Annotated in this window: 20 protein-coding genes and 4 tRNA genes; 8 read left to right on the plus strand and 16 right to left on the minus strand. The window is 51.3% G+C overall.

The features are described from left to right. Positions 1–205: 205 nt before the first annotated feature. The 8 genes from AC3ZFK_RS05660 to uvrC all read right to left on the minus strand — a co-directional run bounded on the left by AC3ZFK_RS05660 (position 206) and on the right by uvrC (position 7,103). Positions 206–1,507, minus strand: a complete 1,302-nt coding sequence (locus tag AC3ZFK_RS05660; protein WP_487506509.1) for a UDP-glucose dehydrogenase family protein — start codon at positions 1,505–1,507, stop codon at positions 206–208. Positions 1,508–1,582: 75 nt separating this feature from the next. After that, positions 1,583–3,169 carry a glucose-6-phosphate isomerase gene (pgi, locus tag AC3ZFK_RS05665; RefSeq protein ID WP_487506508.1) on the minus strand — a complete coding sequence of 529 codons (1,587 nt, stop codon included), beginning with the start codon at positions 3,167–3,169 and terminating at the stop codon, positions 1,583–1,585. Beyond that, a complete protein-coding gene (galU, locus tag AC3ZFK_RS05670; protein ID WP_487506507.1) occupies positions 3,162–4,046 on the minus strand; it encodes a UTP--glucose-1-phosphate uridylyltransferase GalU in 885 nt (294 codons plus the stop codon). The genes pgi and galU overlap by 8 nt, the downstream gene beginning before the upstream one ends. A 253-nt stretch (positions 4,047–4,299) precedes the next feature. After that, positions 4,300–4,376: transfer RNA gene (locus tag AC3ZFK_RS05675), tRNA-Pro, on the minus strand. A gap of 9 nt (positions 4,377–4,385) precedes the next feature. Further along, positions 4,386–4,459 (minus strand) — tRNA-Cys (locus tag AC3ZFK_RS05680). A 76-nt stretch (positions 4,460–4,535) separates the two neighbouring features. Further along, positions 4,536–4,611 (minus strand) — tRNA-Gly (locus AC3ZFK_RS05685). 138 nt (positions 4,612–4,749) lie between these two features. Continuing rightward, positions 4,750–5,310, minus strand: a complete 561-nt coding sequence (gene pgsA / locus AC3ZFK_RS05690) for a CDP-diacylglycerol--glycerol-3-phosphate 3-phosphatidyltransferase (RefSeq protein ID WP_487506506.1) — start codon at positions 5,308–5,310, stop codon at positions 4,750–4,752. Then, the gene (gene uvrC / locus AC3ZFK_RS05695; protein ID WP_487506513.1) at positions 5,310–7,103 is read right to left on the minus strand and encodes an excinuclease ABC subunit UvrC; all 1,794 of its coding nucleotides are present in this window, start codon (positions 7,101–7,103) and stop codon (positions 5,310–5,312) included. The genes pgsA and uvrC overlap by 1 nt, the downstream gene beginning before the upstream one ends. Before the next feature lie 96 nt (positions 7,104–7,199). On the opposite strand from uvrC, the gene AC3ZFK_RS05700 reads away from it, so the two are divergent. The 6 genes from AC3ZFK_RS05700 to AC3ZFK_RS05725 all read left to right on the plus strand — a co-directional run bounded on the left by AC3ZFK_RS05700 (position 7,200) and on the right by AC3ZFK_RS05725 (position 11,246). Beyond that, the gene (locus AC3ZFK_RS05700) at positions 7,200–7,808 is read left to right on the plus strand and encodes a DciA family protein (RefSeq protein ID WP_487506505.1); all 609 of its coding nucleotides are present in this window, start codon (positions 7,200–7,202) and stop codon (positions 7,806–7,808) included. 72 nt (positions 7,809–7,880) lie between these two features. Continuing rightward, positions 7,881–8,354, plus strand: coding sequence for an FKBP-type peptidyl-prolyl cis-trans isomerase (locus AC3ZFK_RS05705; protein ID WP_487506504.1), 474 nt, complete (start codon positions 7,881–7,883; stop codon positions 8,352–8,354). 11 nt (positions 8,355–8,365) lie between these two features. Next, positions 8,366–9,946: a peptide chain release factor 3 gene (locus AC3ZFK_RS05710; RefSeq protein WP_487506503.1), complete on the plus strand. Its 1,581-nt coding sequence runs from the start codon at positions 8,366–8,368 to the stop codon at positions 9,944–9,946. Between the two features lie 57 nt (positions 9,947–10,003). Further along, complete coding sequence (locus AC3ZFK_RS05715) at positions 10,004–10,402, plus strand: hypothetical protein (protein ID WP_487506502.1); 399 nt, start codon at positions 10,004–10,006, stop codon at positions 10,400–10,402. 290 nt (positions 10,403–10,692) lie between these two features. After that, positions 10,693–11,016 (plus strand): hypothetical protein, encoded by a 324-nt coding sequence (locus AC3ZFK_RS05720; RefSeq protein WP_487506501.1) that lies wholly within the window; start codon positions 10,693–10,695, stop codon positions 11,014–11,016. Between the two features lie 138 nt (positions 11,017–11,154). Further along, positions 11,155–11,246: transfer RNA gene (locus tag AC3ZFK_RS05725), tRNA-Ser, on the plus strand. Positions 11,247–11,599: 353 nt separating this feature from the next. Here the strand turns inward: AC3ZFK_RS05725 and AC3ZFK_RS05730 are convergent. From AC3ZFK_RS05730 to AC3ZFK_RS05760, 7 genes are all read right to left on the minus strand, one after another. Further along, positions 11,600–11,974: a TusE/DsrC/DsvC family sulfur relay protein gene (locus AC3ZFK_RS05730; protein WP_487541487.1), complete on the minus strand. Its 375-nt coding sequence runs from the start codon at positions 11,972–11,974 to the stop codon at positions 11,600–11,602. 110 nt (positions 11,975–12,084) lie between these two features. Beyond that, the gene (gene narI, locus AC3ZFK_RS05735; RefSeq protein ID WP_487506499.1) at positions 12,085–12,777 is read right to left on the minus strand and encodes a respiratory nitrate reductase subunit gamma; all 693 of its coding nucleotides are present in this window, start codon (positions 12,775–12,777) and stop codon (positions 12,085–12,087) included. A gap of 11 nt (positions 12,778–12,788) precedes the next feature. Continuing rightward, positions 12,789–13,304 (minus strand): nitrate reductase molybdenum cofactor assembly chaperone, encoded by a 516-nt coding sequence (narJ, locus tag AC3ZFK_RS05740; RefSeq protein ID WP_487506498.1) that lies wholly within the window; start codon positions 13,302–13,304, stop codon positions 12,789–12,791. Between the two features lie 15 nt (positions 13,305–13,319). Then, positions 13,320–14,882 (minus strand): nitrate reductase subunit beta, encoded by a 1,563-nt coding sequence (gene narH / locus AC3ZFK_RS05745; RefSeq protein WP_487506497.1) that lies wholly within the window; start codon positions 14,880–14,882, stop codon positions 13,320–13,322. Between the two features lie 37 nt (positions 14,883–14,919). Next, positions 14,920–18,663: a nitrate reductase subunit alpha gene (locus AC3ZFK_RS05750; protein ID WP_487506496.1), complete on the minus strand. Its 3,744-nt coding sequence runs from the start codon at positions 18,661–18,663 to the stop codon at positions 14,920–14,922. A gap of 127 nt (positions 18,664–18,790) precedes the next feature. Then, positions 18,791–20,398 carry an MFS transporter gene (locus AC3ZFK_RS05755; protein ID WP_487506495.1) on the minus strand — a complete coding sequence of 536 codons (1,608 nt, stop codon included), beginning with the start codon at positions 20,396–20,398 and terminating at the stop codon, positions 18,791–18,793. A 78-nt stretch (positions 20,399–20,476) separates the two neighbouring features. Further along, complete coding sequence (locus tag AC3ZFK_RS05760) at positions 20,477–21,919, minus strand: MFS transporter (RefSeq protein ID WP_487506494.1); 1,443 nt, start codon at positions 21,917–21,919, stop codon at positions 20,477–20,479. 291 nt (positions 21,920–22,210) lie between these two features. Here AC3ZFK_RS05760 and AC3ZFK_RS05765 point away from each other — a divergent pair, with 291 nt between their 5' ends. After that, complete coding sequence (locus AC3ZFK_RS05765) at positions 22,211–24,148, plus strand: HAMP domain-containing protein (RefSeq protein WP_487506493.1); 1,938 nt, start codon at positions 22,211–22,213, stop codon at positions 24,146–24,148. Next, on the plus strand, positions 24,130–24,786 hold the full coding sequence (gene narL, locus AC3ZFK_RS05770) for a two-component system response regulator NarL (RefSeq protein ID WP_487506492.1): 657 nt from the start codon (positions 24,130–24,132) through the stop codon (positions 24,784–24,786). Before AC3ZFK_RS05765 ends, narL begins: the two co-directional genes overlap by 19 nt. Here the strand turns inward: narL and AC3ZFK_RS05775 are convergent. Then, positions 24,764–25,264: an HPP family protein gene (locus AC3ZFK_RS05775; RefSeq protein ID WP_487506491.1), complete on the minus strand. Its 501-nt coding sequence runs from the start codon at positions 25,262–25,264 to the stop codon at positions 24,764–24,766. The two genes, narL and AC3ZFK_RS05775, sit on opposite strands and share 23 nt — an antisense overlap. Positions 25,265–25,307 lie beyond the last annotated feature (43 nt).

A 25,307-nucleotide genomic window follows, 5' to 3' on the forward strand; every position in this document is an offset into this window, starting at 1 on the left:
CCATGCGCATTACGGAGCCCTTGCCGAACTGGCGTTCGATCTGGGTAAGGGCTGCATCGAGGGCTTTCTGCTTGTTCTCTTCCATTTTTCATTCCTCCCGGATTACGGTATAGTGTAAACAGTTACAAAACAACAAGAGAACTTTTGTTCTCCTTTTGTTCTTACTATACCCGGAAAAAATAGAATTGCAAACAGAAATGTATATTTATTTTTCTCCTCGCCCCACCCCATAGTATTTAATACCGGCAGATCTCATCTTCTCTGGCGAGTAGAGATTTCTACCATCAAAAACCACCGGGGTTTTCATCTTCTCAATCAATAAGTTAAAGTCTGGTGACCAGAAACTCTTCCACTCCGTCACAATCATCAGGCCATCAGCACCATCAAGAACTGAATCTCGCCCCTCCCCATAACTGATCGCACTCTGTTCTCCAAAATATCGCTTTGCGCTCTCCATCGCCTCGGGGTCGTAAATTTGTACCGATGCCCCCTGCCCCACTAGCGTCTCCACCAACTCGACTCCAGGAGCATTCCTGATATCACAGCTGCCCGGTTTGTAGGAGATCCCCCAGAGCGCAAACCGCTTTCCTCTCAGATCCATCTCGAAGTGACTCCACGCCTTGCGGAACAGCACCTCCTTCTGCTGTTCATTTATCTCCAATACCGCATCCAGCAGCTGTCCGGCAGACCCTGCCTCTCGAATTGTGTTGGCGAGAGTGGCGACATCCTTGGCAAAGTTGGGGCCACCGAAACCGGTACCTGGATATAGATAGTCATAACCGATACGCTGATCAGACCCCATCCCCTGACGCACCTCCTCAATATCCGCCCCCACATCTTCCGCCACATCCGCCATCTCGTTCATAAAGCTGATACGGGTCGCCAGCATTGCATTGGAGGCAAACTTGGTAAGCTCTGCAGAGCGTGGGGACATCGTCATCACCACATCACGATTCCGGTTATAGGGAGCATAGAGGTCACGCATAATCTCTACCCCCTCAACGGAGTCACTCCCCAACAGAATCCGATCTGGACGACGGAAATTCTGGATCATCCGCCCCTCAGTCATAAAATCTGGCTCCACAATCAGATGACAATGGCTCGGCGCCCCGCGCTGATTCAACTCATCCTGGACGATCTCATAAAGCCTGTCCGAGGTGCCAATCGGGAAGGTGGTACGGTTCACCAGAAGAGTGTCGCTCTCTATCACCATACCGATACGTCCCGCAATGGTCTCAGCCAGCTCCAGCTGCTCCGGATCTAGCAACAAAAAGTGCAGGCCACCATACTCAGCACCCTCATTCAGTGACTGGGAGAGACGCAGGCGACCACTATCCAACTGCTGGCCAAGCAGCTTCTTCAGCCCCGGCTCACTGATTGAGCTCTCTTCTATCTTCTCTGCAAATGGAAAAGTCGATGAGACCAGCAACACCTCATTACCGATATCCGCCAGACAGGCAGCTGTCACCAGAGCAGATGGATTATTGCCGTATACTGTTATTTTCATCTGAAATCATCCTTGAAGCGCATCAATCTGATGCATGCGTTGAATAACCACAAAAAGCGAAGCCTGACCCCAATATCATTGCACTATCTTCTTCAATAGTCCGGCCGTTGAGCTGTCGTAATTCTCTAATGGTGACTCGTGGTTGAGAAGGTTCCGATGAACCTGATCCGCAACCTTCTTGCCCAGCTCCACCCCAAACTGATCAAACGGGTTAATCTCCCAGATCACACTCTCCACGAACACCTTGTGCTCATACATGGCAACCAACACCCCCATACTTTTAGGGGTCAGCGCATCCAGCAGAAAAGTGCTGCTTGGGCGATTACCCTCATGTCTAAGATATGGATCCTCACTCTCCTGTCCAACCATAAAGGCGCGGCTCTGCGCCAGACAGTTGGCAATAGTCAGTTGGTACTGCTCCAAATCTGCCCCCGCCGGATCTATTGGCAGAATAAAATCCATCGGAGCAAAGCGCGTCCCTTGGTGAAGAAGCTGATAGAAGGCGTGCTGCGCATTGGAGCCCACCCCTCCCCAGACAATGGGTCCGGTATCGTAATCGACCCTCTCGCCCTGCAGAGTCACCGACTTGCCGAGGCTCTCCATCTCCAACTGCTCGAGATAGGAGGAGAAGTGGTTCATGTGGGCCGCGTACGGCAGAACCACATGGCCCGGCATCCCCAGGAAATTACTGTTCCAGACCCCGATCAACCCCATCATCACCGGAATGTTTGTCTCAAATGGCTCAGACTCAAAATGGCGATCCACCAACCGTGCCCCCTCCAGCAGCTCCTCAAAGGCACCATTCCCAAGATAGAGCGCGATCGGCAGCCCAATGGATGACCACATCGAATAACGCCCCCCCACCCACTCCCAGAACCGGAAGATATTCTCCTCAGGCAGCCCCCACTCCAGGGCCTTGTCAACATCTGCTGTGGCTGCTACAAAATGGCGATGAACAACATTGGCGCCCCCCGACGCCAGGGCAAGCCAGGCCCGGGCCGCGGCCGCATTGGACATTGTGTCCGCGGTGGTAAAGGTCTTTGAGGAGACCACAAACAGCGTGGTCTCCGGATCCAGGCGGGGCAGAATATCAGCCGCATGGGCGCCATCAATACTGGAGATAAAGTGAATATCAACTGTCTCATCCGCCATAGAACGTAGCGCTCGGCAGACCATCTTCGGCCCAAGATCAGAGCCCCCAACCCCGATATTGACCACATCGGTAATCTTCTTGCCGGTAAAACCGCGCCAGCTGCCTCCACGAACCTGCCCCACGAAATTGCGCATCTGCCCTCGCACAGCATGGACATCATCGACCACATTATGACCATCTACCTCCACCGGCTCTTGCGGACGGCTGCGCAGTGCAGTATGGAGCGCCGCACGCCCCTCCGTGCTATTGAGCGGATCACCACGCAACAGCTGGCTGATCCGCTCGGGAAGTTCCTGCTGGTTGGCCAGGGCAATCAGCTTATTGATAGTCTCCGGCTGAACCCTCTGTTTGGAGTAGTCGAACAGCACCCCATCGAGCTGGATTGAAAAACGGTCAAAGCGGTCGGGATCCTCCACAAACAGATCCCGCAGGTGCTGAGTACCCATCTCCGACACATGGCCCTGTAGCGCCTGCCATGCACTGCTATCTGTTACCAGCGGATTAGCCATTGTTCCCACCAGCATGTTTCTGAATCAACTGCCCTACCTCATCACCAATTTCATTATCTCTCAACGCGTACTCTATATTTGCCCGTACGTATCCAAATTTATATCCACAGTCATAGCTTATACCATCAAAGGTATAGGCATAGACTGACTCCTCCACAATCAAGGCGGCAATTGCATCTGTTAGCTGAATTTCGCCCCCCGCACCACTCTCGGTCGTCTCCAGCAGATCCATCACCTTTGGGGTTAATAGATAACGCCCAACAACAGAGAGTTGCGATGGCGCCTCCGCCGTCGATGGCTTCTCCACCACCCCACTCATCCTCTGCAATTTGCCGCTCTCCCCCTCCTCAAGCGAAACAATGCCATATTTCTCTACCTCATCCAGCGGCACCGTCTCTACGCCAATGATGGCAGAACCCTTTTCACCAAACGCCTTCACCATCTGCGCCATACACCCCTGGCCACCGTTATGGATCAACACATCAGGCAGGATCACCCCAAACGGCTCATCGCCCACTGCATCCCTGGCACAGAGCACAGCGTGCCCAAGCCCAAGCGGCTGGTGCTGGTAGACAACGGAAACAGTGACCCCTTTGGGAAGAATGGAACGCACCTTCTGCAGCAGCTCATCCTTCCCCTTATCCTCCAGAGCAGCCTCAAGCCTGGGGTTCTCCCTAAAGTGCTCTTCCAGGGCACTCTTTTCAGGGTGAGATACCAGAATAATCTCTTCGGCACCAGCCTCCACCGCCTCCTCGACAACATACTGAATCAGCGGCCTATCGACAACCGTAAGCATCTCCTTCGGAATCGCCTTGGTCGCAGGCAAAAAACGAGTCCCCAGACCTGCTACAGGAAAAACATACTTAGTGATTTTCACATCAAATTCTTATAGTTATCAATTAATAGGGATGACATTATCAATCAACCATACAAACCGCAACCATTAAGAAGAGATGATCCAGGCATGGGAGGAGGAGCAGGGTTTGATCCCCGAAGGGGAGGTAGCTCTGCTGTCAACCACCTAAAGTTGGTCGGGGCGAGAGGATTCGATCCCGCAAGGGAGGCGCCGAAGGCAGCCCACCTCCGCTCATCCGAAGTCGCAATTCTACAGGGTTTGAACCACCTAAAGTTGGTCGGGGCGAGAGGATTCGAACCTCCGACCACCGGCACCCCATGCCGGTGCGCTACCAGGCTGCGCTACGCCCCGAATAATAAATGGAGGCTGGAACCGGAGTCGAACCGGTGTACACGGCTTTGCAGGCCGGTGCATAACCACTCTGCCATCCAGCCAAGATGACTTTGGAATTTTGAAAAATTAAGGGGACACATAACTAGTATATGTCCCCTTAACTTTTCCAATAAAATTTGGAGCGGGAAACGAGATTCGAACTCGCGACCCCGACCTTGGCAAGGTCGTGCTCTACCAGCTGAGCTATTCCCGCGTAAGAGTTGGCATATTCTATGCTTTGATTGCCTCCTGTCAACCCCCACTAGTCAAAAAGAGTTAGCCCAAATCCCCAGATAGAAACGTAGGATCAATCTGTTGTGCAGTATTTATGTTTATATCTGGGGATTTGGGGTTAGTCGTCACCTTGTAAAACTGGCCACGCTGCACGCAGATAGATAACCATTGACCACAGAGTCAGCAACATTGCTATATAGAGTAGCACCATACCGACTACTGAGGTCGGAATATCCCCTATAGGCTCTAGATAAAGAAGCATCGAAATAGCAACCATCTGCACTGCGGTCTTTATTTTTCCAATCATTGAGACTGCCACATTGGCACGGCCGCCCATCTCTGCCATCCATTCACGCAGTGCCGAAATCGCAATTTCACGACCAATAATGACAATGGCAGGAATGGCTACCCAGAATGTAGGCATATCACTTACCAATAGCACCAGTGCAGCCGCCACCATCAATTTGTCTGCAACCGGATCCAGGAATGCCCCAAAGGGTGATGTTTGATTGAGTTTTCTTGCCAGAAATCCATCGAGCCAATCGGTCAGTGCCGCAAGCACGAAAATCCCTGCGGCTGCCATTCTCCCCCACTCAGCCGGCAGGTAGAAGGCGATGATGAAGAAGGGGATCAGGATGATCCGCAGCAGTGTAAGAATTGTGGGGACGTTAAGCGTCATTATTCGTGAAATCTATCATAAATCCGCTGAGCAATCTCTTGATTGATCCCTGGCACTGCGGATATATCCTCAACTCCTGCACGCACAATCTCCTGCAGCCCTCCAAAATGGTTGAGTAGTTGTTGTCTTCTCTTCGGCCCCACCCCTGAAATCTCCTCCAAGGGGGAGCGATTTCTCTTTTTGGCGCGACGTTGGCGGTGTCCAGTGATGGCGAAGCGGTGGGATTCGTCCCGGATCTGCTGGATCAGCAGTAGTGCCGGGGAGTCTGCAGGCAGGGTCTGCGCTGCTGCGCCGTCGAGGAAGAGCCTCTCTTGTCCCGCTCTGCGGTCTGGCCCTTTGGCGACCCCCAGTACGGTTACCCCCTCGATCTGGAGCTCTTCCAGTACGCTGCTGGCCTGACTGCACTGCCCCGGACCGCCGTCAATCAGCAGTAGATCGGGGAGCTTTCCCTCCCCTTTGATTAGGCGTGTGTAGCGTCGCTGCAGGGCCTGGCGCATTGCTGCGTAGTCATCCCCACCGGCAATGTCACGAATATTTAAACGTCGATAATCCGATTTGAGCGCCACCCCATCCTCAAAGACCACACAGGAGGCGACGGTCTCCTCCCCCATGGTGTGGCTGATGTCAAAACACTCCATCCGTTGCGGTAGCTGGTGCAGTTTGAGTGCGTCTTGAAGCGCCTCAACCCGGGCAATCGCGCTTGACGCATGTGATAGTCGACTCTGGAGGGCGAGTTCTGCATTTTCCTGTGCCATTTTCATCCAGCGGGTACGATCCCCGCGCAGCTGGTGGCGAATCGAGACTTTGTGGCCTGCGTGGGTGGAGAGCACATCCTGCAGTAGCTCTCGCTGATCTGGCTCTTGAGTCACCAGAATTTCCGCGGGGGCGCTCTGTTCCAGATAGCGTTGGGAGAGGAAGGCGTAGAGAACCTCCGATTCACTTTTGCCTTGTGCATTTTTGGGGAAGTAAGTGCGGTTGCCGAGATTCTGGCCATGGCGAAAATTGAAGAGCTGGATCGATGCACTGCCCCCCTGCATTGCCACTGCCACCACGTCGAGATCTCCACGCTCTCCGCTGATGTACTGTCTCTCTTGTACCCTGCGCAGAGTCGAGATCTGATCTCTGAAGCGGGCTGCCTTTTCGTACTGCAACCCGGATGCTGCCTGCCCCATTTTTGTTATCAGATCATCGACCACCTCACCGCTTTTGCCCTCCAGGAAGAGCACCGCATGGTCTACGTCCTGCCGATACTCTTCGGGGGTAATCAGTCTGGTGCAGGGGGCACTGCAGCGCTGGATCTGATGCTGCAGACAGGGGCGGGAGCGGTTGCGAAAGAAGCCATCCTCGCACTGGCGTACCGGAAAGAGTTTCTGCATCAGCCTCAGGCTTTCGCGCACCGCCCCGGCACTTGGGTAGGGGCCAAAATAGCGCCCCTTGCCATTTCGAGCACCGCGATGGAGTCCGAGCCTGGGGAATTTGGTGTGGGTGGAGAGGTATATGTATGGATAGCTTTTGTCATCCCGCAGCAGAATGTTGTAACGGGGACGGTGTCTCTTGATCAGATTGCTCTCAAGAATCAGTGCCTCATTCTCGGTATGGGTGGTCGTAACCTCAACTGAGGCGACATGAGACATCAACGCCCTGGTTTTTGGGGCTAGTCCACTGCTACGAAAATAGCTGGAGACCCGCTTTTTGAGATTGCGCGCCTTCCCTATGTAGAGGATCTCACCATCCGCATTGAGCATCCGGTAGACGCCGGGGCGTGTGGTTTCGGGCAGGGTTGGCCTCTCCATAAAAATGGATGGTATCACGGTAGACTATGGGTTCAGCAGTAAATAAGGGGAGGTTCCTTAGGTATATGCCCCTTAATTACCGTATCATGTCAAACCATGAGTTCCACAGATAACAGCCTGAAGAGGCTGCATAAGTTGTTGCAGAGTAGTGGTATGACATCCGATAAGCCGGGGCGTTCGCTGCGTCCCAGAAAGGAGTTGCCGGATGATTTTGTCGAGGCGAGTCTGCCGCCACTGAAAAACCGCAAGCCTTGGGGAAAACAACCAACATTCTTTCTCTCCAGGGGTGAGGTCTCCAGCCATCTGCTAAAAAAGGCATACTATATTAACCAGTTAAACAGAAAGGTGATCCCCAGGCTGGGGCTTCCATACTCATCCCATCTGCGGCTGAGCTCAATAAATGCCGAGGGGGTTGCCATTGTCCATGCAGACTCCCCTGCCTGGGCACAACGAGGACGCTTTCTGCAGCAGAATATTCTTGATCTGCTGCATCAGGAGGGGGTGCGCCAGGTTAAGCGGGTGAGGTTGAAAGTCCGCTTCTCCAGCGAGCCACCACCACCCGAGATAATCACTGCAAAACAGGCCTCTACCAAGGTGGCGGAACAGCTCTCTCGCCAGGCACGCTCTATCAAGGGGGAGCTGGGGCAGTCGATGCAGCGCCTATCCAACACGCTACTTCGCAATCGACAGCGGGGAGGCAAATAGGGGGCACTAGCCCGTTCTGGTGAAATATTCGGGCTAAGGTATAATGGCGCTTTTTTTCAGGGAAGAAGAGCTATGTCTAAAGCAGAAGATGGTAATACCGTAAAGATACATTACACAGGGACTCTGGAGGATGGATCCCAGTTCGACTCATCGGAGGGTAGAGAGCCTCTAGAATTCACTATCGGCAGCGGCCAGGTTATTCCAGGCTTTGACAAGGCTTGCTGTGGAATGGTGGTTGGAGAGAGCGTTACTGTAACCCTTGCTCCAGAGGATGCCTACGGAGAGCATAACCCGGAGATGATCGCACAGGTTGATCGCTCGATGATGCCAGATGATCTGGAGCCTGAGGTTGGAATGCCGATGAATGCATCTGGACCAAACGGTGAGACTCTAAATTTCGTCATCACCGCATTCGATGATGAGACGGTTACCGTAGATGGCAATGCCCCACTAGCCGGCAAGGCCCTGACCTTTGCAATCGAGATGGTTGAGATTAGTGAGGGACCGTCTGAAGGAGAGTCTTCCGAGCAGGAAGCTGCTGAATAGATTCAAAACAGATGAGTCAACTCCAGGATGAGATCGGCAAACGGCGGACGTTTGCCATCATCTCACACCCCGATGCGGGTAAAACAACCATTACCGAGAAGCTGCTGCTGTTCGGAAAGCTGATTCAGCAGGCCGGTACCGTCAAGGGGCGTGGCTCTGATCGTCACGCCACCTCGGACTGGATGGAGATGGAGAAGGAGCGTGGCATCTCGGTCACCACTTCGGTGATGCAGTTCCCTTATAAAGAGCGGATGGTAAATCTGCTCGATACCCCGGGGCATGAGGATTTCTCGGAGGATACCTATCGCACCCTGACTGCGGTTGACTCTGCATTGATGGTGATTGATGGTGCCAAGGGTGTTGAGCCTCGCACAATCAAGCTAATGGAGGTATGCCGACTGCGTACTACCCCCATTCTCACCTTTATCAACAAGATGGATCGTGATATCCGTGACCCCATTGAGCTGCTGGATGAGGTGGAGGAGATTCTTAACATAAAGTGTGCCCCCATCAACTGGCCGATCGGTATGGGCAAAGAGTTCAAGGGGATCTATCAGCTCGACAGAGACCGCACCATTCTCTACCAGAAGGGTCAGGGCCATACCATTCAGGATGAGCAGATAATTGAGGGGCTGGACAATCCGGCACTGGATGAGGCGATCGGCAGCCTGGCTGATGATCTGCGTGAGGAGCTGGAGCTGGTGCAGGGGGCGAGCCACCCATTTGATCTGGATGAGTATCTGGCCGGGAGTCTCACCCCTGTCTACTTTGGTACTGCACTGGGCAATTTTGGGGTCAAGGAGATGCTGGATGGCTTTGTGGAGATTGCCCCCACTCCTCAATCGCGTGACACAGAGGATCGAACTGTCACTCCGGATGAGGAGAAGTTCACCGGCTTTGTCTTCAAGATCCAGGCCAATATGGATCCAAAACATCGTGACCGGATCGCCTTTATGCGGGTCTGTTCAGGAAAATTCCAGCAGGGGATGAAGCTACGCCATAGCCGCATCAACAAGGATATTGCAGTCCCCAATGCCCTCACCTTTCTGGCCGGTGACCGCTCCCACACGGATGAGGCGTGGCCGGGGGATATTATCGGGCTCCATAACCACGGCACCATTCAGATTGGAGATAGCTTCAGTCAGGGGGAGTCACTACGTTTTACCGGCATCCCCCACTTTGCCCCGGAGCTCTTCCGTCTGGTTCGGCTCAAGGATCCGCTAAAGAACAAACAGCTACAGAAAGGGCTGCAGCAGCTATCCGAAGAGGGGGCGACCCAGCTCTTTATGCCTCTTAATAACAACCACCTTATTCTAGGCGCTGTCGGCATACTGCAGTTTGATGTGGTTGCCCACCGACTTAAACATGAGTACAAGGTGGAGGCGATCTATGAGAATGTCTCGGTTGCAACTGCACGCTGGGTCGAGTGCGAGGATGGGGTTGAGCTGGAGCGATTTAGAAAAAGAGCTAGTGACAACCTGGCGATTGATGGTGGCGGCAACCTCACCTATCTGGCACCAACCAGGGTCAACCTTGATCTGACTATAGAGCGTTGGCCAGAAGTTGAGTTCCACCCAACCAGAGAGCATTAGTTTTATCTATATGCGGATAAATAACTACTATTTTACTATCCAAGGATTTTCTTTATAATGGGCGCAAATGTTGAGGAGATACAACTCCGATTCAAAATTTTTAACCATTTTTTAATTTTAAGTTTAAAGGAAAATATCATGAAAAAAATTATTGCTACTATCGCTCTTGTTGCTGTTGCTTCTAGCGCTTCTGCTTTCTTCGGTGGATCTGACGACAACCAGTCTGGTTACGGAACTGGTTCTGCTGACGGTGCTTTCGACGGAAAGGGTCGTGGTGCTGGTAAGGGAAATGCTGACGCAGAGGGTAACTTCAGCATGACTATCAACGCTTCTGGTAAGGGTTCTTCTAACATGGAAGCTGACATGGACGCTGCTGAGAATGCACGCATGAACGGTACTACTGACGTTCGCACTGAGAACACTCCTGCTTACTACGGAGCTCCTGTAGCTAAGTAAGAAGAGTACTCTTCGTATAAAAAAACCCCGTACATTTATGTATGGGGTTTTTTTTGTTTAAAAGATAATAAAGATCTATATTATATAAACACTGCATATTTATCAGATAGTTATCCTGCGCACAAAACGACCTATCGTCATAAGTATTTTTATTGACTTATAAATTATTGCTTCTGTATTATTCAATAACTTTCTTATATACTTGCAGACAGTTGTTAAGGGGAGTTCCTCCGAGACAGAATTTTTATAGAAGGCCAGCCTGGTTGGCCAATTTTTGAAAGGAAAATATCATGAAAAAGATTATTGCTACTATCGCTCTTGTTGCTGTTGCTTCTAGCGCTTCTGCTTTCTTCGGTGGATCTGACGACAACCAGTCTGGTTACGGAACTGGTTCTGCTGACGGTGCTTTCGACGGAAAGGGTCGTGGTGCTGGTAAGGGAAATGCTGACGCAGAGGGTAACTTCAGCATGACTATCAACGCTTCTGGTAAGGGTTCTTCTAACATGGAAGCTGACATGGACGCTGCTGAGAATGCACGTTTCAAGGGTGACTCTGATGTTCGCACAGAGAGCCGTCCTTACTACTACGCTCCTGTAGCTCCTGCTGCACAGTAAGACACAGTTTTACTGAGTTTAGTAAAAACCCTGTACGATCTGATCGTACAGGGTTTTTTTATCGATTATTTTTTTGCCCGTTATGAGTATTACGGGTAGCGATTTCACAGATAATCTCGTAGAATTGCGCGCACATCTGGAGAGGTGACAGAGCTGGTTGAATGTACCGGTCTTGAAAACCGGCGTAGGTTAATAGCCTACCCAGGGTTCGAATCCCTGCCTCTCCGCCAATTGATCTTATTTTTCATTTAGTTACAGAATAAAATAGTTTTTACCCAACAAAAAGCCCATCATATGAAATATGGTGGGCTGTTTTTATGGCGCCCGAAAACTCTATTATATAGTTACGGGCTATTGTTAAATCACCTCTACTCCATCTCTCTCTGAATTTTCACAAACACGCCTCAATCGAATTGCCGCGTCACTGAATACAAGACCAAGAAAATGTCTCGATCTCCAGGCCCCGCTAGAGGTTTATGAGAAGATCGTGGCAGTTTTGTCTTCTACTGTATCTCGGCCCCCGAACTGCCGGATCTTCTGAACCGTTTTGAGAAGTGGGTTACAGAGAGCTGAGACAGTCTCTCTAGTGCTCACCTTTGGTTTTACGTATCCCGGCAATTCGATTCCCCTGCTTTTGGGGGCCACCCATGGGAAAAAGGTCATGAAGATAACGATTATTTCCATGCTCCTTGCCCCACACCTTGGCAAAGTGCTTAATCATTTTTCTCACCTCAATCTGCACCCCATGCTCGTCATAGTGGTCTCGAATCAAGTTAATAACATCCCAGTGCTCATCGGTTAACGCCTCAATCCCCTCCTTCTTCGCCTGAGCAGTCGCAAACCCCTCTGACCACTGATCAAGATCCTGGATATACCCCTCCTGGTCCGTTGCAATCTCCTTACCATCCACGTTGACATACTCAACCCGAATTGCTGTTGGATTTGTGTTCATTGCCATCATTAATACCCTATTTTTTCTCAAAAAAAAGCTGGGGGTGCAGATTAATCAGCACATCCCCCAGCCCACAGAACTATTACAACACCACCGTATCAAGATAGATACAGATCCTAGTTCATCATCACTTTTTTGGCCCGAACGATCTGGTAAGCACGTCCCAGATAGGTGAGTGGAACACTCCAGACGTGAACCAAACGAGTAAATGGGAAGACCAGGAATATTGTCATACCAAAGAACATATGGATCTTGTAGGCACCCGATACACCGGCAATCAGACTAGGATCAACGCTCAATGTTGCAATGCTCTTCACATAATCCGCAAGAACCAGCATCGTCGTCACATCCCCCTCAGCAGCATGGTGCAGTGAACCAGGAATGGTATTCAACCCCAGCGCAGCCGTTGCCAACAGCCAGATGATAACGAAGTTATCCCGTTTACGGCTTACTGCCTTCACTCTCGCATTGGTCATACGACGATTAACCAGTATTGCCGCACCCACAAGCGCCATTCCACCAAACAGAGCACCCGCATAAATCGCAATGTACTGATGTTGCACATCGGTAGCAACCATCTGCCACCAACTATGGGGTAGCAACATACCCGCTGCATGTCCAAAGAAGATCCCCAGGATCCCCACATGAAACAGGTTACTCCCCAACCACATCCCTTTATTGCTCAGTAACTGACTGGAATCCGCTTTCCAGGTGTACTGCTCACGATCAAAACGTATCCAACTGCCCAGAATAAAGACTGTTCCAGCCAGATAGGGATAAACACCAAAAATAAAATCATGTAATGTCATTTCCTGCTCCTTTAAGCGGCTTTAACCAATTGACCACGGTTCTCGACCATACGAACCAACTTTGCATACGGGCTGTCGGCCTTCTCCAGATTATCTGCGAGGATCGCAAGGATCTTCCCAACGTCTGCCAGGAAGAAGCGGCACTCATCCTCTCCCAGTGTGGAGACATACTCCAACAACAGAGGCAGATAATCAGGAATCTCCCCATCCTTCATCTCAAGACCGTTGGCCTTGAAATGCTCGGTCAGGTCGATCAATGCCGGACCACGATCACGACTGTCACCATGAATATGGTGGGTCATATGAAGATCATGCTCAGGAACCATATCAAAGGTCTGTACATAGACCTGCTGGATTCCAGTCAAGTCATGAAGCTGTAGCCAGCTGATAAACTCACGTAGCGCCTTACCCTCACTTCTGTTGATCTCAGAGTCACTATCGATCACCTCCGTGATCTCCGATAGATGATTCATCAGCTCAGGCGTTGGATAATCCAACAAGCGAGCCAGTACTGTATAAAGTTTCATCTCTAACTCTCCTTATTAAGATTTTCTGCTTTTGGGTGGAGCCACGATAGCCATCGGGGTGACCGTCTTCTTGCGAGGAACCGGGAACAGAGAGAGTCCTCGTCCAGAATCTTCGCCCTGCCCACTGGTGTTACCACCAGAGAAACCATTCTGCCCCTGGAACCCGTAAGGGTCATCAAGACGTAGCTCCTCATGAGAGGTCGGAATCACAAAGCGATCTTCATAGTTGGCAATACCAAGATATTGGTACATCTCCTCTGCCTGCTCAACCGTGAGACCCGCAGTCTTCAATGCATCCGCCCCTTCACCATCCTCAACCGCCTTCATACGCTGATGGCTACGCATCGCCAATAGACGACGGATCGCATCGGTAACCGGCTTCTCATCCCCTGCCGTCAACAGATTGGCAAGGAACTTGGTTGGGAATCGCAGTGCATCCACCGTTGGAATCACACCATCGGCCTCAGTTGGCAGGTTACCCTGGTCAATCTGTCCCTGTACTGGCGACATTGGGGGCACATACCACATGCTAGGCAGGGTGCGATACTCTGGATGGAGCGGGAAGGCGATCTTCCAATCCACCGCCATCTTGTAGACAGGTGAGTTTTGCGCCGCATCAATCCAGGATTGAGGTATACCATCTGCCAATGCCTGCTTAATCACCTCTGGATCGTTTGGATCCATAAAGGTGTTCAGGTGATCCTGATAAAGATCGGTCTCTACTGGGGTACCGGCTGCATCACTAATGCGATCTGCATCATAGAGCATCACACCCATATAACGGATACGACCTACACAAGACTCCGCACAGGCCGTCGGCATGCCAGACTCAATGCGAGGATAACAGAGGATACACTTCTCTGATTTACCCGACTCCCAGTTGTAGTAGATCTTCTTGTAGGGGCATGCACTCACGCACATGCGCCAGCCACGACAACGATCCTGATCCACCAGAACCACCCCATCCTCATCACGCTTATAGAGCGCGCCGGATGGGCAGCTGGCCACACAGGCCGGGTTCAGACAGTGGTTACAGAGGCGAGGCAGATACATGTGGAATGTATTCTCAAACTCTGAATACATCTGCTTCTGAATCCCCTCGAAGTTCTTATCCTGTGAACGCTTCTCGAACTCACCCGCCAGATCATCCTCCCAGTTCGGTCCCCAAGTAATCTTGTCCATGGTCTCACCGGTAATCTGGGAGAGTGGACGCGCTGTAGGCGCCGCCTCAGAGAGAGGTTTGTTCTGCAGTTTGGGGTAGTCATAGTCGAATGGCTCGTAGTAGTCATCCACCTCTGGCATGTCCGGGTTGGCAAAGATGTTCAGCAGTTTGCTGGCACGACCACCGGCCTTCAGCTCCAGCTTGCCATTCTTGTTGACCCAACCACCTCGCCATCTCTCCTGGTCTTCCCACATCTTGGGGTAACCAATACCGGGTTTAGACTCGACGTTATTGAACCAGGCGTACTCAACCCCTTTACGGTTCGTCCAGATGTTCTTACAAGTTACTGAACAGGTATGACAACCAATACACTTGTCGAGGTTCAGTACCATTGCAATTTGTGCACGTATTTTCATGTTTTATTCTCCTATTGTGCTGACGATACTGACGCGATTAGTTATTGATGCCTGGAGGGTTTTTCTTCGCCTCCCGCTCTGGCGTCAACGGACGCTCTAACCAATCCACATCCTGATCCTCGATCTTATGGACAATGACATGTTCATCACGATTCGAACCCACCGTACCGTAGTAGTTGAATGCATAAGATAGCTGTGCATAACCACCAATCATATGGGTGGGTTTGGGTACCGTACGGGTCACACTATTGAGAATTCCGCCACGTTTTCCTGTGGTATTGGAACCAGGAACGTTAACGTTCTTCTCCTGAGCGTGATACATGATGGCCATTCCATTAGGAACACGTTGTGAGACCACAACACGAGCAACGGTTGCACCGTTGTCATTCACCGCCTCAACCCAATCGTTATCCTTGAGCCCAATCGACCGTGCATCCTCCTCAGAGACCCAGAAGTAAGGGCCGCCGCGGAACAGGGTCAACATTCTCAGGTTATCCTGATAGGTGGAGTGAATGCCCCACTTGGAGTGTGGCGTAATCCAGTTCAGCACCAGATGAGGTTTACCCTTGACCGCTTCAGGCACATTCTTGTGCGCCTGCAGATCCACTGCCGGTTTGAAGGCACAGAACCCCTCACCAAAGTCGAGCATCCACTCATGATCCTGATAGAACTGGGCACGCCCAGTCAGCGTACGTAGAGGGATATGCTCATGCAGGTTGGTGTAACAGGCATTGTAGCTGACCTCTTCCGACTCAATACCAGACCAGGTGGGCGCGGTAATAATCTTGCGTGGCTGAGCCACAATGTCATGATAGGTGATCTTCTCATCCTGACGCCCTCTGTAGAGATGGCTATGGTCCACACCGGTCTTCTTAGACTGGGCACTCCACGATTTATGCGCCACCTCACCATTGGTCTCTGGTGCCATCCGCATCACTGCATCACAGACATGAACATCCTCGGAGAGTGAAGGCATCCCCTTACTGATCCCCTCCTCTTTGATTACACCATTGAGAGAGGCGAGCTCTTCCAGCTCCTTATCGGTATTCCAGTCTATCCCCTTGATGGTATTACCCAACTTGTTCATCAGGGGTCCAAGCGCAATGTACTTGGCATAGGTGTTGGGATAGTCACGCTCCACCACCTTGAAGATCGGTGCGGTCTTGCCCGGAATCAGATCACAATCACCCTTCTTCCAGTCCTTGACCTCACCAAACGGTTGCGCCAGGGCCATTGCGGTATCGTGTTGCATTGGCAGTGCGACCACATCCTTCTGGGTACCGAGATGGGTCTCCGCCAGTTCAGAGAACTTCTTGGCAATGGTTTTAAAGATCTGCCAGTCTGATTTAGACTCCCATGCAGGATCCACCGCCTTACCCAGTGGGTGGATGAAGGGGTGCATATCTGTGGTGTTCAGATCCGCCTTCTCATACCAGGTCGCTGTTGGCAGAACCATGTCGGAGTAGGCACCAGTAGAGTTGAGGCGGAAGTTGATATCCACCATCAGATCCAGTTTTCCGGTTGGAGACTTCTCTCTCCACTTGATCTCCTGACAGGCAGCACCCTCAGTACCCTCACTCATGACACCATTCTGTGCGCCGAGCAGGTGCTTGAGGAAGTACTCATGCCCCTTGGAGGAGCAACCAATCAGGTTGGAACGCCATACAAACAGGTTACGTGGATGGTTCTCTTCCGCATCGATATCCTCGTAGGCGAAGTTGATCTCACCCGCCTTCAGCTTCTCAGCCAGATAGCTGGATACACCCGCCTCATCGGTTGCGCCGGCTGCCTCTGCCTCCTTGACGATCTCAATCGGATTCTTGTCAAAGTGCGGCATGGATGGGGTCCATCCAAGACGCTGTGCGACCACATTGTAGTCACCCAGCTGGTAACCCTTATAACGACCCTTTGCGGTAGAAGCTAACAATCCATCGGCCTCAACCCGCTCATAACGCCATTGATCGGTATGGAAATACCAGTAGGTGGTCGAGGCGGTATGGCGCGGTGGACGGTGCCAATCGAGACCAAAGGCAATCGGTGCCCAGCCCGCCTGTGGACGGAGTTTCTCCTGACCCACATAGTGTGCCCAACCACCACCAGACTGACCCACGCAACCACAGATGTGGAGCAGGTTCATGATCCCACGATAGTTCATATCGTTGTGGTACCAGTGGTTGATTGCCGCACCCAGAATCACCATCGACTTACCACGGGTCTTCGAGGCGTTGTCGGCAAACTCACGACCGGTACGCTCCAGATCCGCAGCAGGCACGCCAGTTACCTTGGCCGCCCATGCAGGAGTATAAGGTACAGACTCATCAGAGTAATCTTTTGCCAGGTTATCACCCAGACCACGATCAATACCGTACTGAGCAACCTGCAGATCAAACACGGAGGTGACATAGACCTCTTCACCCGAGGCCAATTTCAGCTTGCGTGCCGGGATATTGCGAACCAGGCTGTCGCCATCTTCCGGAGTAAAGTGTGGGAAGGTAACCTCAACCACATCATCCTTGCTATCGATACAGCTCAACTCAGCCTCGGTCTCTCTGCCGTGGGCCTGTTCAAGAATGTTCCACTTACCCTCTTCACCCCAACGGAATCCTACAGAACCGTTCGGCGCAACAAAGGCGTTGCTCTTCTTGTCAAAAACAATGGTCTTCCACTCCGGGTTGTTGGACTCGCCCATGTTGTTGTCAAAGTCAGAGGCGCGTAGGAAACGTCCGGTAACCAGCCTGTCGCCCTGCTTCTCCAGAATGACCTGCATCGGGAAGTCGGTAAAGCTACGTGCATACTCTGTAAAGTATGGATCCTGCTGATTGATATGGAACTCTTTCAGTGCCACATGGCCCATCGCCAGGAATGCAGCAGAGTCTGTACCCTGCTTGACCGGCATCCAGAGGTCGGCAAACTTCACATACTCTGCATAGTCCGGCGCCATCGACACAATCTTGGTACCGTTGTAACGGGACTCCACCGCAAAGTGGGCATCCGGGGTACGGGTCATCGGCAGGTTGGCACCACAGACAATAATGTATTTTGAGTTATACCAGTCTGCGGACTCCGGTACATCGGTCTGTTCACCCCAGACCTGCGGTGAGGCAGGGGGCAGATCACAGTACCAGTCATAAAAAGAGCCAACTCCAGCACCTATTAGGGAGAGGTACCTGGAGCCAGCCGCATAAGAGATCATCGACATCGCCGGGATTGGGGAGAATCCGTAGATCCGGTCCGGTCCCCACTTCTTGATGGTGTGGATATTGGCCGCTGCTATCATCTCAACCATCTCATCCCACTCTGCGCGAACAAATCCGCCCAGTCCACGAACGCCGACATAGCTTTCACGCTTTGCAGGGTCATTCTGAATCGCTGCCCATGAGTCCACAGGATCCTTACCGCTTGCACGCTCTCTGCGGTAGAGGTCGACCAGTCGTCCTCTCACCAATGGATACTTGATCCGATGCGGGCTATAGAGATACCAGGAGAACGAGGCGCCACGCTGACACCCTCTGGGCTCATGGTTGGGCAGATCATCACGGGTACGGGGATAGTTGGTCTGCTGCATCTCATAAGCAACCAGACCATTCTTGACAAAAATCTGCCAGGAACAACCACCGGTACAGTTCACACCATGGGTAGATCGAACCACCTTGTCATGACGCCAGCGATTACGATAGGTATCCTCCCACTGACGATCATCCGTTGTGGTAATGCCGTGCCCTTTTGAGAAGGTATCCTTGACTTTGCCAAAATATCTCAGACGATCAAGAAAATGACTCATACAAAACTCTCCTTTAAAAATTAGTTGGAGCTAGATTGATTTAGAACAGGACAACCCATCTGCAGATCTATGTTGGGTTTGGTTAATCTGCGCAGAAGTATGCGTGGGTTGCCCTGAATTTTTTCCTTTACGGGTTATCAAACTCTCTCTTCGGACCGAGGTAGTACCACCAGTTCAATACCAGACAGACCGTATAGAAGATGGCAAATCCATAGAGTGCATTCTCAGGTGTCGCTGCCTTGATCTGCTCACCAAACACCTTAGGGATAATGAAGGCGCCATAGGCCGCCACTGCTGAGGTCCACCCCAGTACAGGGCCTGCCTGCTCTTTATCAAACACCATTGCAATAGTACGGAAGGTAGAACCATTACCAATTCCTGTTGCTGCAAACAGAATCAGGAAGAGGATAAAGAATGGGAAGAAGAACTCCTCAGGGGTTGCAGACTGGTAGGCCGCTGCGAGGAAATAGGCAACACCCAATGCACTACCAATCATGGTCAAGGAGACATATTGTGTCACCTTGGCTCCACCCATCTTATCTGCCATCCAGCCGCCAATGGGGCGAATCAGCGCGCCAATAAAGGGGCCCATCCAGGCATACATCAGTGCTGAGGGGCCATTTGGATTGGCCACATCATGCATCATGGCGCCATCGGCACCCATGACATGGGTGAAACCGAAGACCACCTTGATCGCCAAAGCAAAACCGGCAGAGTAACCAATAAAGCTTCCGAAAGTCATGGTGTAGATGATGCTCATCACCCATGTGTGCTTGTTCTCGAAAATCTTGAACTGGCGTTTCAGATTGGGCTTGATATCCCCCGGGAGCAGTTTCAGAATCTGGACCGTCATAAACAGGATACCTGCAATAACCGGCCATTTCGCCCACCCTGGTGCACCGATTCCTGTTGGATCAGGAAGAATGACATAGAGTCCAGCCGCTGCTGTCATAAATCCAATGCCCAGCATCATGGTAATCATTGAGAAGGCACCAATCGGAGAGGGCAGATGCGGGGTGACATGGTCCACCTTGAGGTTATTCATCCCGAACCAGCCGGCAAAGGCCAGTGGAATCAGGAAAACCAGCCAGATAAACCCGGCATTATGGATGTAGGTGTCAGAGCCTGCCGGAATCTTGCCAATCAGGGTTCCAGAGGAGGTCACCAACGTCATTGGATCACCACCAAAGATTCCGAAGGTCATCACCAGAGGAACCAGAATCTGCATAGTGGTTACCCCTGCATTTCCCAGCCCTGCATTCAGCCCCAGCGCCAACCCCTGCTGCTTCTTGGGAAAGAAGAAGCTGATATTTGACATTGAGGAGGCGAAGTTACCCCCACCAAAGCCAGAGAGGAATGCCAGAATCTGGAATACCCAGAGTGGAGTCTCCTTATCCTGCAGCGCAAGACCTGCACCAATGGCCGGTATCATCAATAGTGCGGTACTAAAGAAGATGGTATTTCGACCACCCGCAATACGTATAAAAAAGCTGCTGGGGATTCGCAGTGTTGCACCGGTCAGACCGGCAATGGCCATCAGGGTGAAGAGCTCCGGTTTTGCAAAGGGGAACCCCAAGTTGAGCATCTGCACGGTGATGATGCCCCAGTAGAGCCATACCGCAAAGCCATTTAACAGACTGGGGATCGAGATCCAGAGATTTCTGTTTGCGATCCTTTTTCCCTCCGACTCCCAGAACTGTTCGTTTTCCGGGTCCCACTTGGTGATATCCGACATTACTGTCTCCTTATCGTTAATAAAATAGTAAAACGCTAAAAATTAAATTTGAATAACTAACTACACAATCTGAATGGGCTACTCCAGAGACTCACTCGGAAGTGTCCCCTCCATTCGCTGTCGCTTCAACCGCTCTGCCTCCTGCCTGGCCTTCTCACGCGCAGAGGTATAGCTGTTATAGAACTGCTCGATAATCTCGGACTGCTCTACTGCTGCCCTGGCAGTGGCATAGGACTCCAGATCCTCATGGGACTGCTCATACTCACGCATCACATGATCCCTTGCTAATAAAGCATCCTGTCGCTGCTTATCTTTTGCGAAGGTATAGTGCATCCAGACCAGTGAGACCGAGGTGGCACCATAGAGCAGCATAAAGACCACACTGTTGATACCGGTAAAGTCGATCAACGCACCGAACATGATCGGTAGCAGAAAGCCACCCATGCCACCCGCCAGTCCAACAATGCCTGAGGCGACACCGATATTGTCTGGATACTCATCGGAGAGGAACTTGAAGACCGAGGCCTTTCCAAATCCCCAGGCGATACCGACAACAAACAGTAGACTGGTGAATACCCAGACATTGAGACCGACACCCACAACCACACTACCGGTAGTGGTCTTGATCACCATCTCTGTCTGTGGATAGGACATCAGGAAGAGGCAGACCCAGGAGATCCACATTACCCACCAGGTCACCTTGTAGGCACCATATTTATCCGAGAACCAGCCGCCCAGCGCGCGAATAACCCCGGATGGCAACACAAAGACTGCCGCAAGGAGCGCTGCAGTGGTCAGATCAAAGCCATACTCTGCAATGTAGTACTTGGTCATCCACAGAGAGAGCCCCACAAACCCACCAAACACCAACGAGTAGTACTGCATGTACTTCCAGATCTTGGGGTCGCCCAACATCTTCAGCTGATCGGCAATCGTGATATGGCTCCCTACCTTATGCTCAGGATCCTCATAGGTGAACATCCAGTAGAGCACAACAACGACAAACATGGCGACAGCATAGACCTTGGGTACCATCTCCCAGCCATAGGCCACCACCAGTGAGGGGGCAACAAACTTGGTCAGTGCAGCACCTGCGTTACCGGCACCAAAGATACCCATGGCAAAGCCCTGCTTCTCCTTGGTAAACCAGCGTGCGGTGTAGGCGATACCCACCGAGAACGAGGCGCCTGCGATACCCACAAACAGCCCCAATACAATAAACTGCCAGTATTCGGTCGCCTCACTGATAAACCAGAGTGGCAAAATCGTAGCCAGCATCAACAGAAAGTAGACAATCCGTCCACCAAATTTGTCTGTCAACATGCCCACCGGCAGTCGGGTGATCGATCCAGTCAGGATCGGGGTTGCGATCAGGATTCCAAACTGGGTCTCACTGAGCGTCAACAGCTCCTTGATCGGAATTCCGATGATGGAGAACATCACCCATACCGCAAAACACGCGGTAAAGGCAAAGGTGTTCATGGTGAGTACTGAAAGCTGCTGGGCTCTAAAACTTGGCATCTCGATTCCTCTCTTAGCTACTGCAGAAAATAGTGCTGAACCTGCTATGGAGTGTGCAATCTATCGATGCAGTGCTATCTATGCAATAGCCTGTAGGGAGGGGTAGAGCCTACTATTCTCTCTAAATACCACCAAGGTGGTATAGAGTGGTAAATAACTATCTACCTGTATATATTGATATTCATAGTAGATGTTATACGATAGTAGCCAGCCTAACCGCTCAAGAACACATTAGGTGGTATCCCCTTTTCCTGAAGCTCTATTGCTCCCCACACAACAAATAACAGACATATGTCAACTCAACCAAAAGAGCAGTCCCTTATTCTTCGTTTTGGTCTTGCGCTAGGGGGAATCGTACTGCTGACATTCATCAGCATGCTCAGCTCAATTTTTATCTCTGAATCAATCACCGGAATGGCGAGTGCAATCAACCAGGCGGGCTCTCTTCGGATGAAATCATTCCAGATTGCAACTGACCTGGTCTACAAGAATGCCGGCACCACCACCGAACCGAGCCCATCCGCTCCCGGGGACCTCTTCTCCAGCCATGTCCACAACTTTGATTCACGGCTTCACCATCCCAGTATCCGGTCATCCGTCCCAAAGGATCCGAACAGCCAAATCAACCAGACCTACCAGGAGGTTGTTCGGGTATGGCAGTATCAGATCAAACCCATACTGTTTGTTTATGAAAAAATGGAGGACCCCTCCTACTTTCCGGGAAGAGAGGGTGACGCCCAGTGGGATGCATTGACAAAGACCTCACGAAACCTGATCCGGCAGCGCTATATGGGTCTTGTCAGCTATTTTGTCCGTAAGATTGACAGCATGGTAAAAGAGCTGGAGCTGGAGATGGAGGAGAAGATCAAGACGCTTCACCTCATCGAGTCGAGCAGCCTGTTTATTGCCATTGCCATTGTTCTGATGATCATGATTTTTCTCTACTCCAGGATTCTCACCCCTCTGCAAACTCTGATGACGGCAACACAAAAGATCCGAGAGGGTGATTTCAGCTACCAGGCATCGGTGAGTGGAAACAATGAACTCACTCGACTGGTAAACACCTTCAATGCGATGTCTACCGAGCTCTCTAAAACCTACATTGATCAAGAGAGGGAGATCCATGAGAAGACGGAGGATCTGAAACAGAAAAAGAACACCATGGAGCTGCTCTACAACACCTCCAGCATTCTTGCCCAGAACCCCACAAGCTCCAGAAGCTACGAGAGAATTCTTGAGAAAATAGACCAACTTCTCAACATCAAGTCCGGGCTGATCTGCCTCTCCGATGCCAGCGCCATGAGGGGGCATGTCCTCGCCTCCAATCTGCGGGATCACCACTGTAGTGCAGGTTGCAAAGGGTGCTTCTCATCAACCGAAAACAGTGGCAGTGAATTTGTGACCCCCATCAAAGACCGTAACCGCTCTCGTTCTTACGGCCTGTTGATGCTGAAACCCGATGGAAAGCAGCTGGATGAGTGGCAAACCTCCACCATCCAGATGATCTCAGAGCAGATTGGGGCCGCAATCACCATTGCTCGTGGCACCATCAAAGAGAAGGAGAACATTCTTAACCATGAACGGAGCAGTATTGCCCGTGAGTTACATGACTCCTTAGCACAATCACTCTCCTACCTGAAAATTGAGGTTAGTCGCATCCAAAAACACCTCTCGGAGATCGAGAACAGTGAAGTGGCCCAGACCATTGCGACAGATATTCGTACCGAACTTAATAATGCCTACCGTCAACTCCGTGAACTGCTCACCACCTTCAGACTCTCCATCGGGACCGATGAACTGGGCAATACCATCAAACAGTCAATTGAGGATTTCAGGCAACGGGAAGACGTGAAGATCATGCTGGATATCCGTCTGGGTGATTGCAGGGTCAACCCCCATGAGGCCATCCATCTGGTCTATATCCTTCGTGAGGCCCTGAATAATGTACACAAGCATGCAGAGGCCTCCAATGTCTGGGTCGAACTGCGCTGCACACCCACCAAGGCGATCACTCTAACCATTCAGGATGATGGCATTGGTGTGGACGAAAATCTGATCCGCCAAGGGCACTTTGGCCTCTCCATCATGCAAGAGCGTACAACCGCATTGAATGGGGTCTATAAGATCAGCAGACGCAATGGGAGTGGCACCACTGTTGAGATCAATTTTACCCCCGTAGAACACCATGAACCAACTGGAGACATCACCGCGTGGATCAACCAAACCTAATCACCCTCATCATTATTGATGACCACCCCCTGTTTCGCAAAGGGGTCAGGAATCTGCTCTCCATGAACCCCCGATTCTCCGTGGTTGGGGAGGCTGCAAATGGAAATGAAGGTATCCGGCTTGCCGCTGAGACAAAACCCGATCTGATCCTACTTGATATCGACATGAAAGGGATGAACGGAATTGAGACATTGAAACTTCTCAAGCAGGATAACCTCCCCTCAAAAGTCATCATGCTGACAGTCTCAAACCATGAGTCCAACGTCCTTGATGCGTTACGCAGTGGTGCGGATGGTTACCTGCTGAAAGATATGGAGCCGGAAGATATCCTGGAAAAAATTGAGCAGGCTGCTGACGGGCAGACCGTCATTAGTGAACAGTTGACCACACTATTGGCAAAGTCAATTCGTGATGATCATCTATCGCCCCACTCCTCTGCAGAGGCAAACCTGACCAACCGTGAAGCTGAGATTCTACGGCTGGTTATGGATGGCATGAGCAACAAGGTTGTTGCGCGTCAATTAGATATCTCTGACGGTACCGTCAAGGTCCACATGAAACATATCCTGAGAAAGTTACAGCTAAAAACCCGTGTTGAAGCCGCTATATGGGCAATTAAAAATCTGGATGATGAGTAGTATCTTGATAGAAGGGATTCTTCTCACGTAACACCCCAACAGCCATCGCAATAGAGAGCAGAATGATCGCATTCAAAAAGACTGGAACCACCATAAAGGCATAACCCAGATTCTCAATCTGTTGGCTCCCGATCGCGGCAGTCACTGCTGTGGCCCCACCGGGCGGGTGCATACACCGCAGGACGTGCATCAACACCATCGCTACAGCAATGGCGACAGATGAAGCGAGCAGGGGGCTATCAATCAGAAGCAGACAGCTGATCCCGACAAATGCAGAGGTGATGTGTCCTCCAACCAGATTCCATGGCTGTGAAACCGGGCTGTGGGGCAGGGCAAAGATCAGCATTGCGGAGGCCCCGGTAGAGGCGAGAATCATTGGCACATGGTCCTCCTCCAGAATGGTGTAACTCATAAAAGAGGCCAACAGGGTCGCAATAAAGGCGCCAATCACCGAGAAGGTTGCCTCCCTATTGTTCATTCCACACATCATCTCGTTTTATCCCCTCCCCCAAGCGTCTCAG

It is taken from the genome of Candidatus Thiopontia autotrophica, assembly GCF_982804495.1.

What these genes read in the sequence shown, in the direction of transcription:
- pgi (WP_487506508.1), bottom strand. Translation starts at nt 3,169, where the DNA reads ATGGCTAATCCGCTGGTAACAGATAGCAGTGCATGGCAGGCGCTACAG.
- AC3ZFK_RS05760 (WP_487506494.1), bottom strand. Translation starts at nt 21,919, where the DNA reads ATGCCAAGTTTTAGAGCCCAGCAGCTTTCAGTACTCACCATGAACACC.
- AC3ZFK_RS05755 (WP_487506495.1), bottom strand. Translation starts at nt 20,398, where the DNA reads ATGTCGGATATCACCAAGTGGGACCCGGAAAACGAACAGTTCTGGGAG.
- pgsA (WP_487506506.1), bottom strand. Translation starts at nt 5,310, where the DNA reads ATGACGCTTAACGTCCCCACAATTCTTACACTGCTGCGGATCATCCTG.
- AC3ZFK_RS05660 (WP_487506509.1), bottom strand. Translation starts at nt 1,507, where the DNA reads ATGAAAATAACAGTATACGGCAATAATCCATCTGCTCTGGTGACAGCT.
- narI (WP_487506499.1), bottom strand. Translation starts at nt 12,777, where the DNA reads ATGACATTACATGATTTTATTTTTGGTGTTTATCCCTATCTGGCTGGA.
- AC3ZFK_RS05700 (WP_487506505.1), top strand. Translation starts at nt 7,200, where the DNA reads ATGAGTTCCACAGATAACAGCCTGAAGAGGCTGCATAAGTTGTTGCAG.
- narJ (WP_487506498.1), bottom strand. Translation starts at nt 13,304, where the DNA reads ATGAAACTTTATACAGTACTGGCTCGCTTGTTGGATTATCCAACGCCT.
- AC3ZFK_RS05715 (WP_487506502.1), top strand. Translation starts at nt 10,004, where the DNA reads ATGGGCGCAAATGTTGAGGAGATACAACTCCGATTCAAAATTTTTAAC.
- AC3ZFK_RS05720 (WP_487506501.1), top strand. Translation starts at nt 10,693, where the DNA reads ATGAAAAAGATTATTGCTACTATCGCTCTTGTTGCTGTTGCTTCTAGC.
- AC3ZFK_RS05765 (WP_487506493.1), top strand. Translation starts at nt 22,211, where the DNA reads ATGTCAACTCAACCAAAAGAGCAGTCCCTTATTCTTCGTTTTGGTCTT.
- uvrC (WP_487506513.1), bottom strand. Translation starts at nt 7,103, where the DNA reads ATGGAGAGGCCAACCCTGCCCGAAACCACACGCCCCGGCGTCTACCGG.
- narH (WP_487506497.1), bottom strand. Translation starts at nt 14,882, where the DNA reads ATGAAAATACGTGCACAAATTGCAATGGTACTGAACCTCGACAAGTGT.
- AC3ZFK_RS05705 (WP_487506504.1), top strand. Translation starts at nt 7,881, where the DNA reads ATGTCTAAAGCAGAAGATGGTAATACCGTAAAGATACATTACACAGGG.
- AC3ZFK_RS05775 (WP_487506491.1), bottom strand. Translation starts at nt 25,264, where the DNA reads ATGAACAATAGGGAGGCAACCTTCTCGGTGATTGGCGCCTTTATTGCG.
- AC3ZFK_RS05750 (WP_487506496.1), bottom strand. Translation starts at nt 18,663, where the DNA reads ATGAGTCATTTTCTTGATCGTCTGAGATATTTTGGCAAAGTCAAGGAT.
- AC3ZFK_RS05710 (WP_487506503.1), top strand. Translation starts at nt 8,366, where the DNA reads ATGAGTCAACTCCAGGATGAGATCGGCAAACGGCGGACGTTTGCCATC.
- AC3ZFK_RS05730 (WP_487541487.1), bottom strand. Translation starts at nt 11,974, where the DNA reads ATGGCAATGAACACAAATCCAACAGCAATTCGGGTTGAGTATGTCAAC.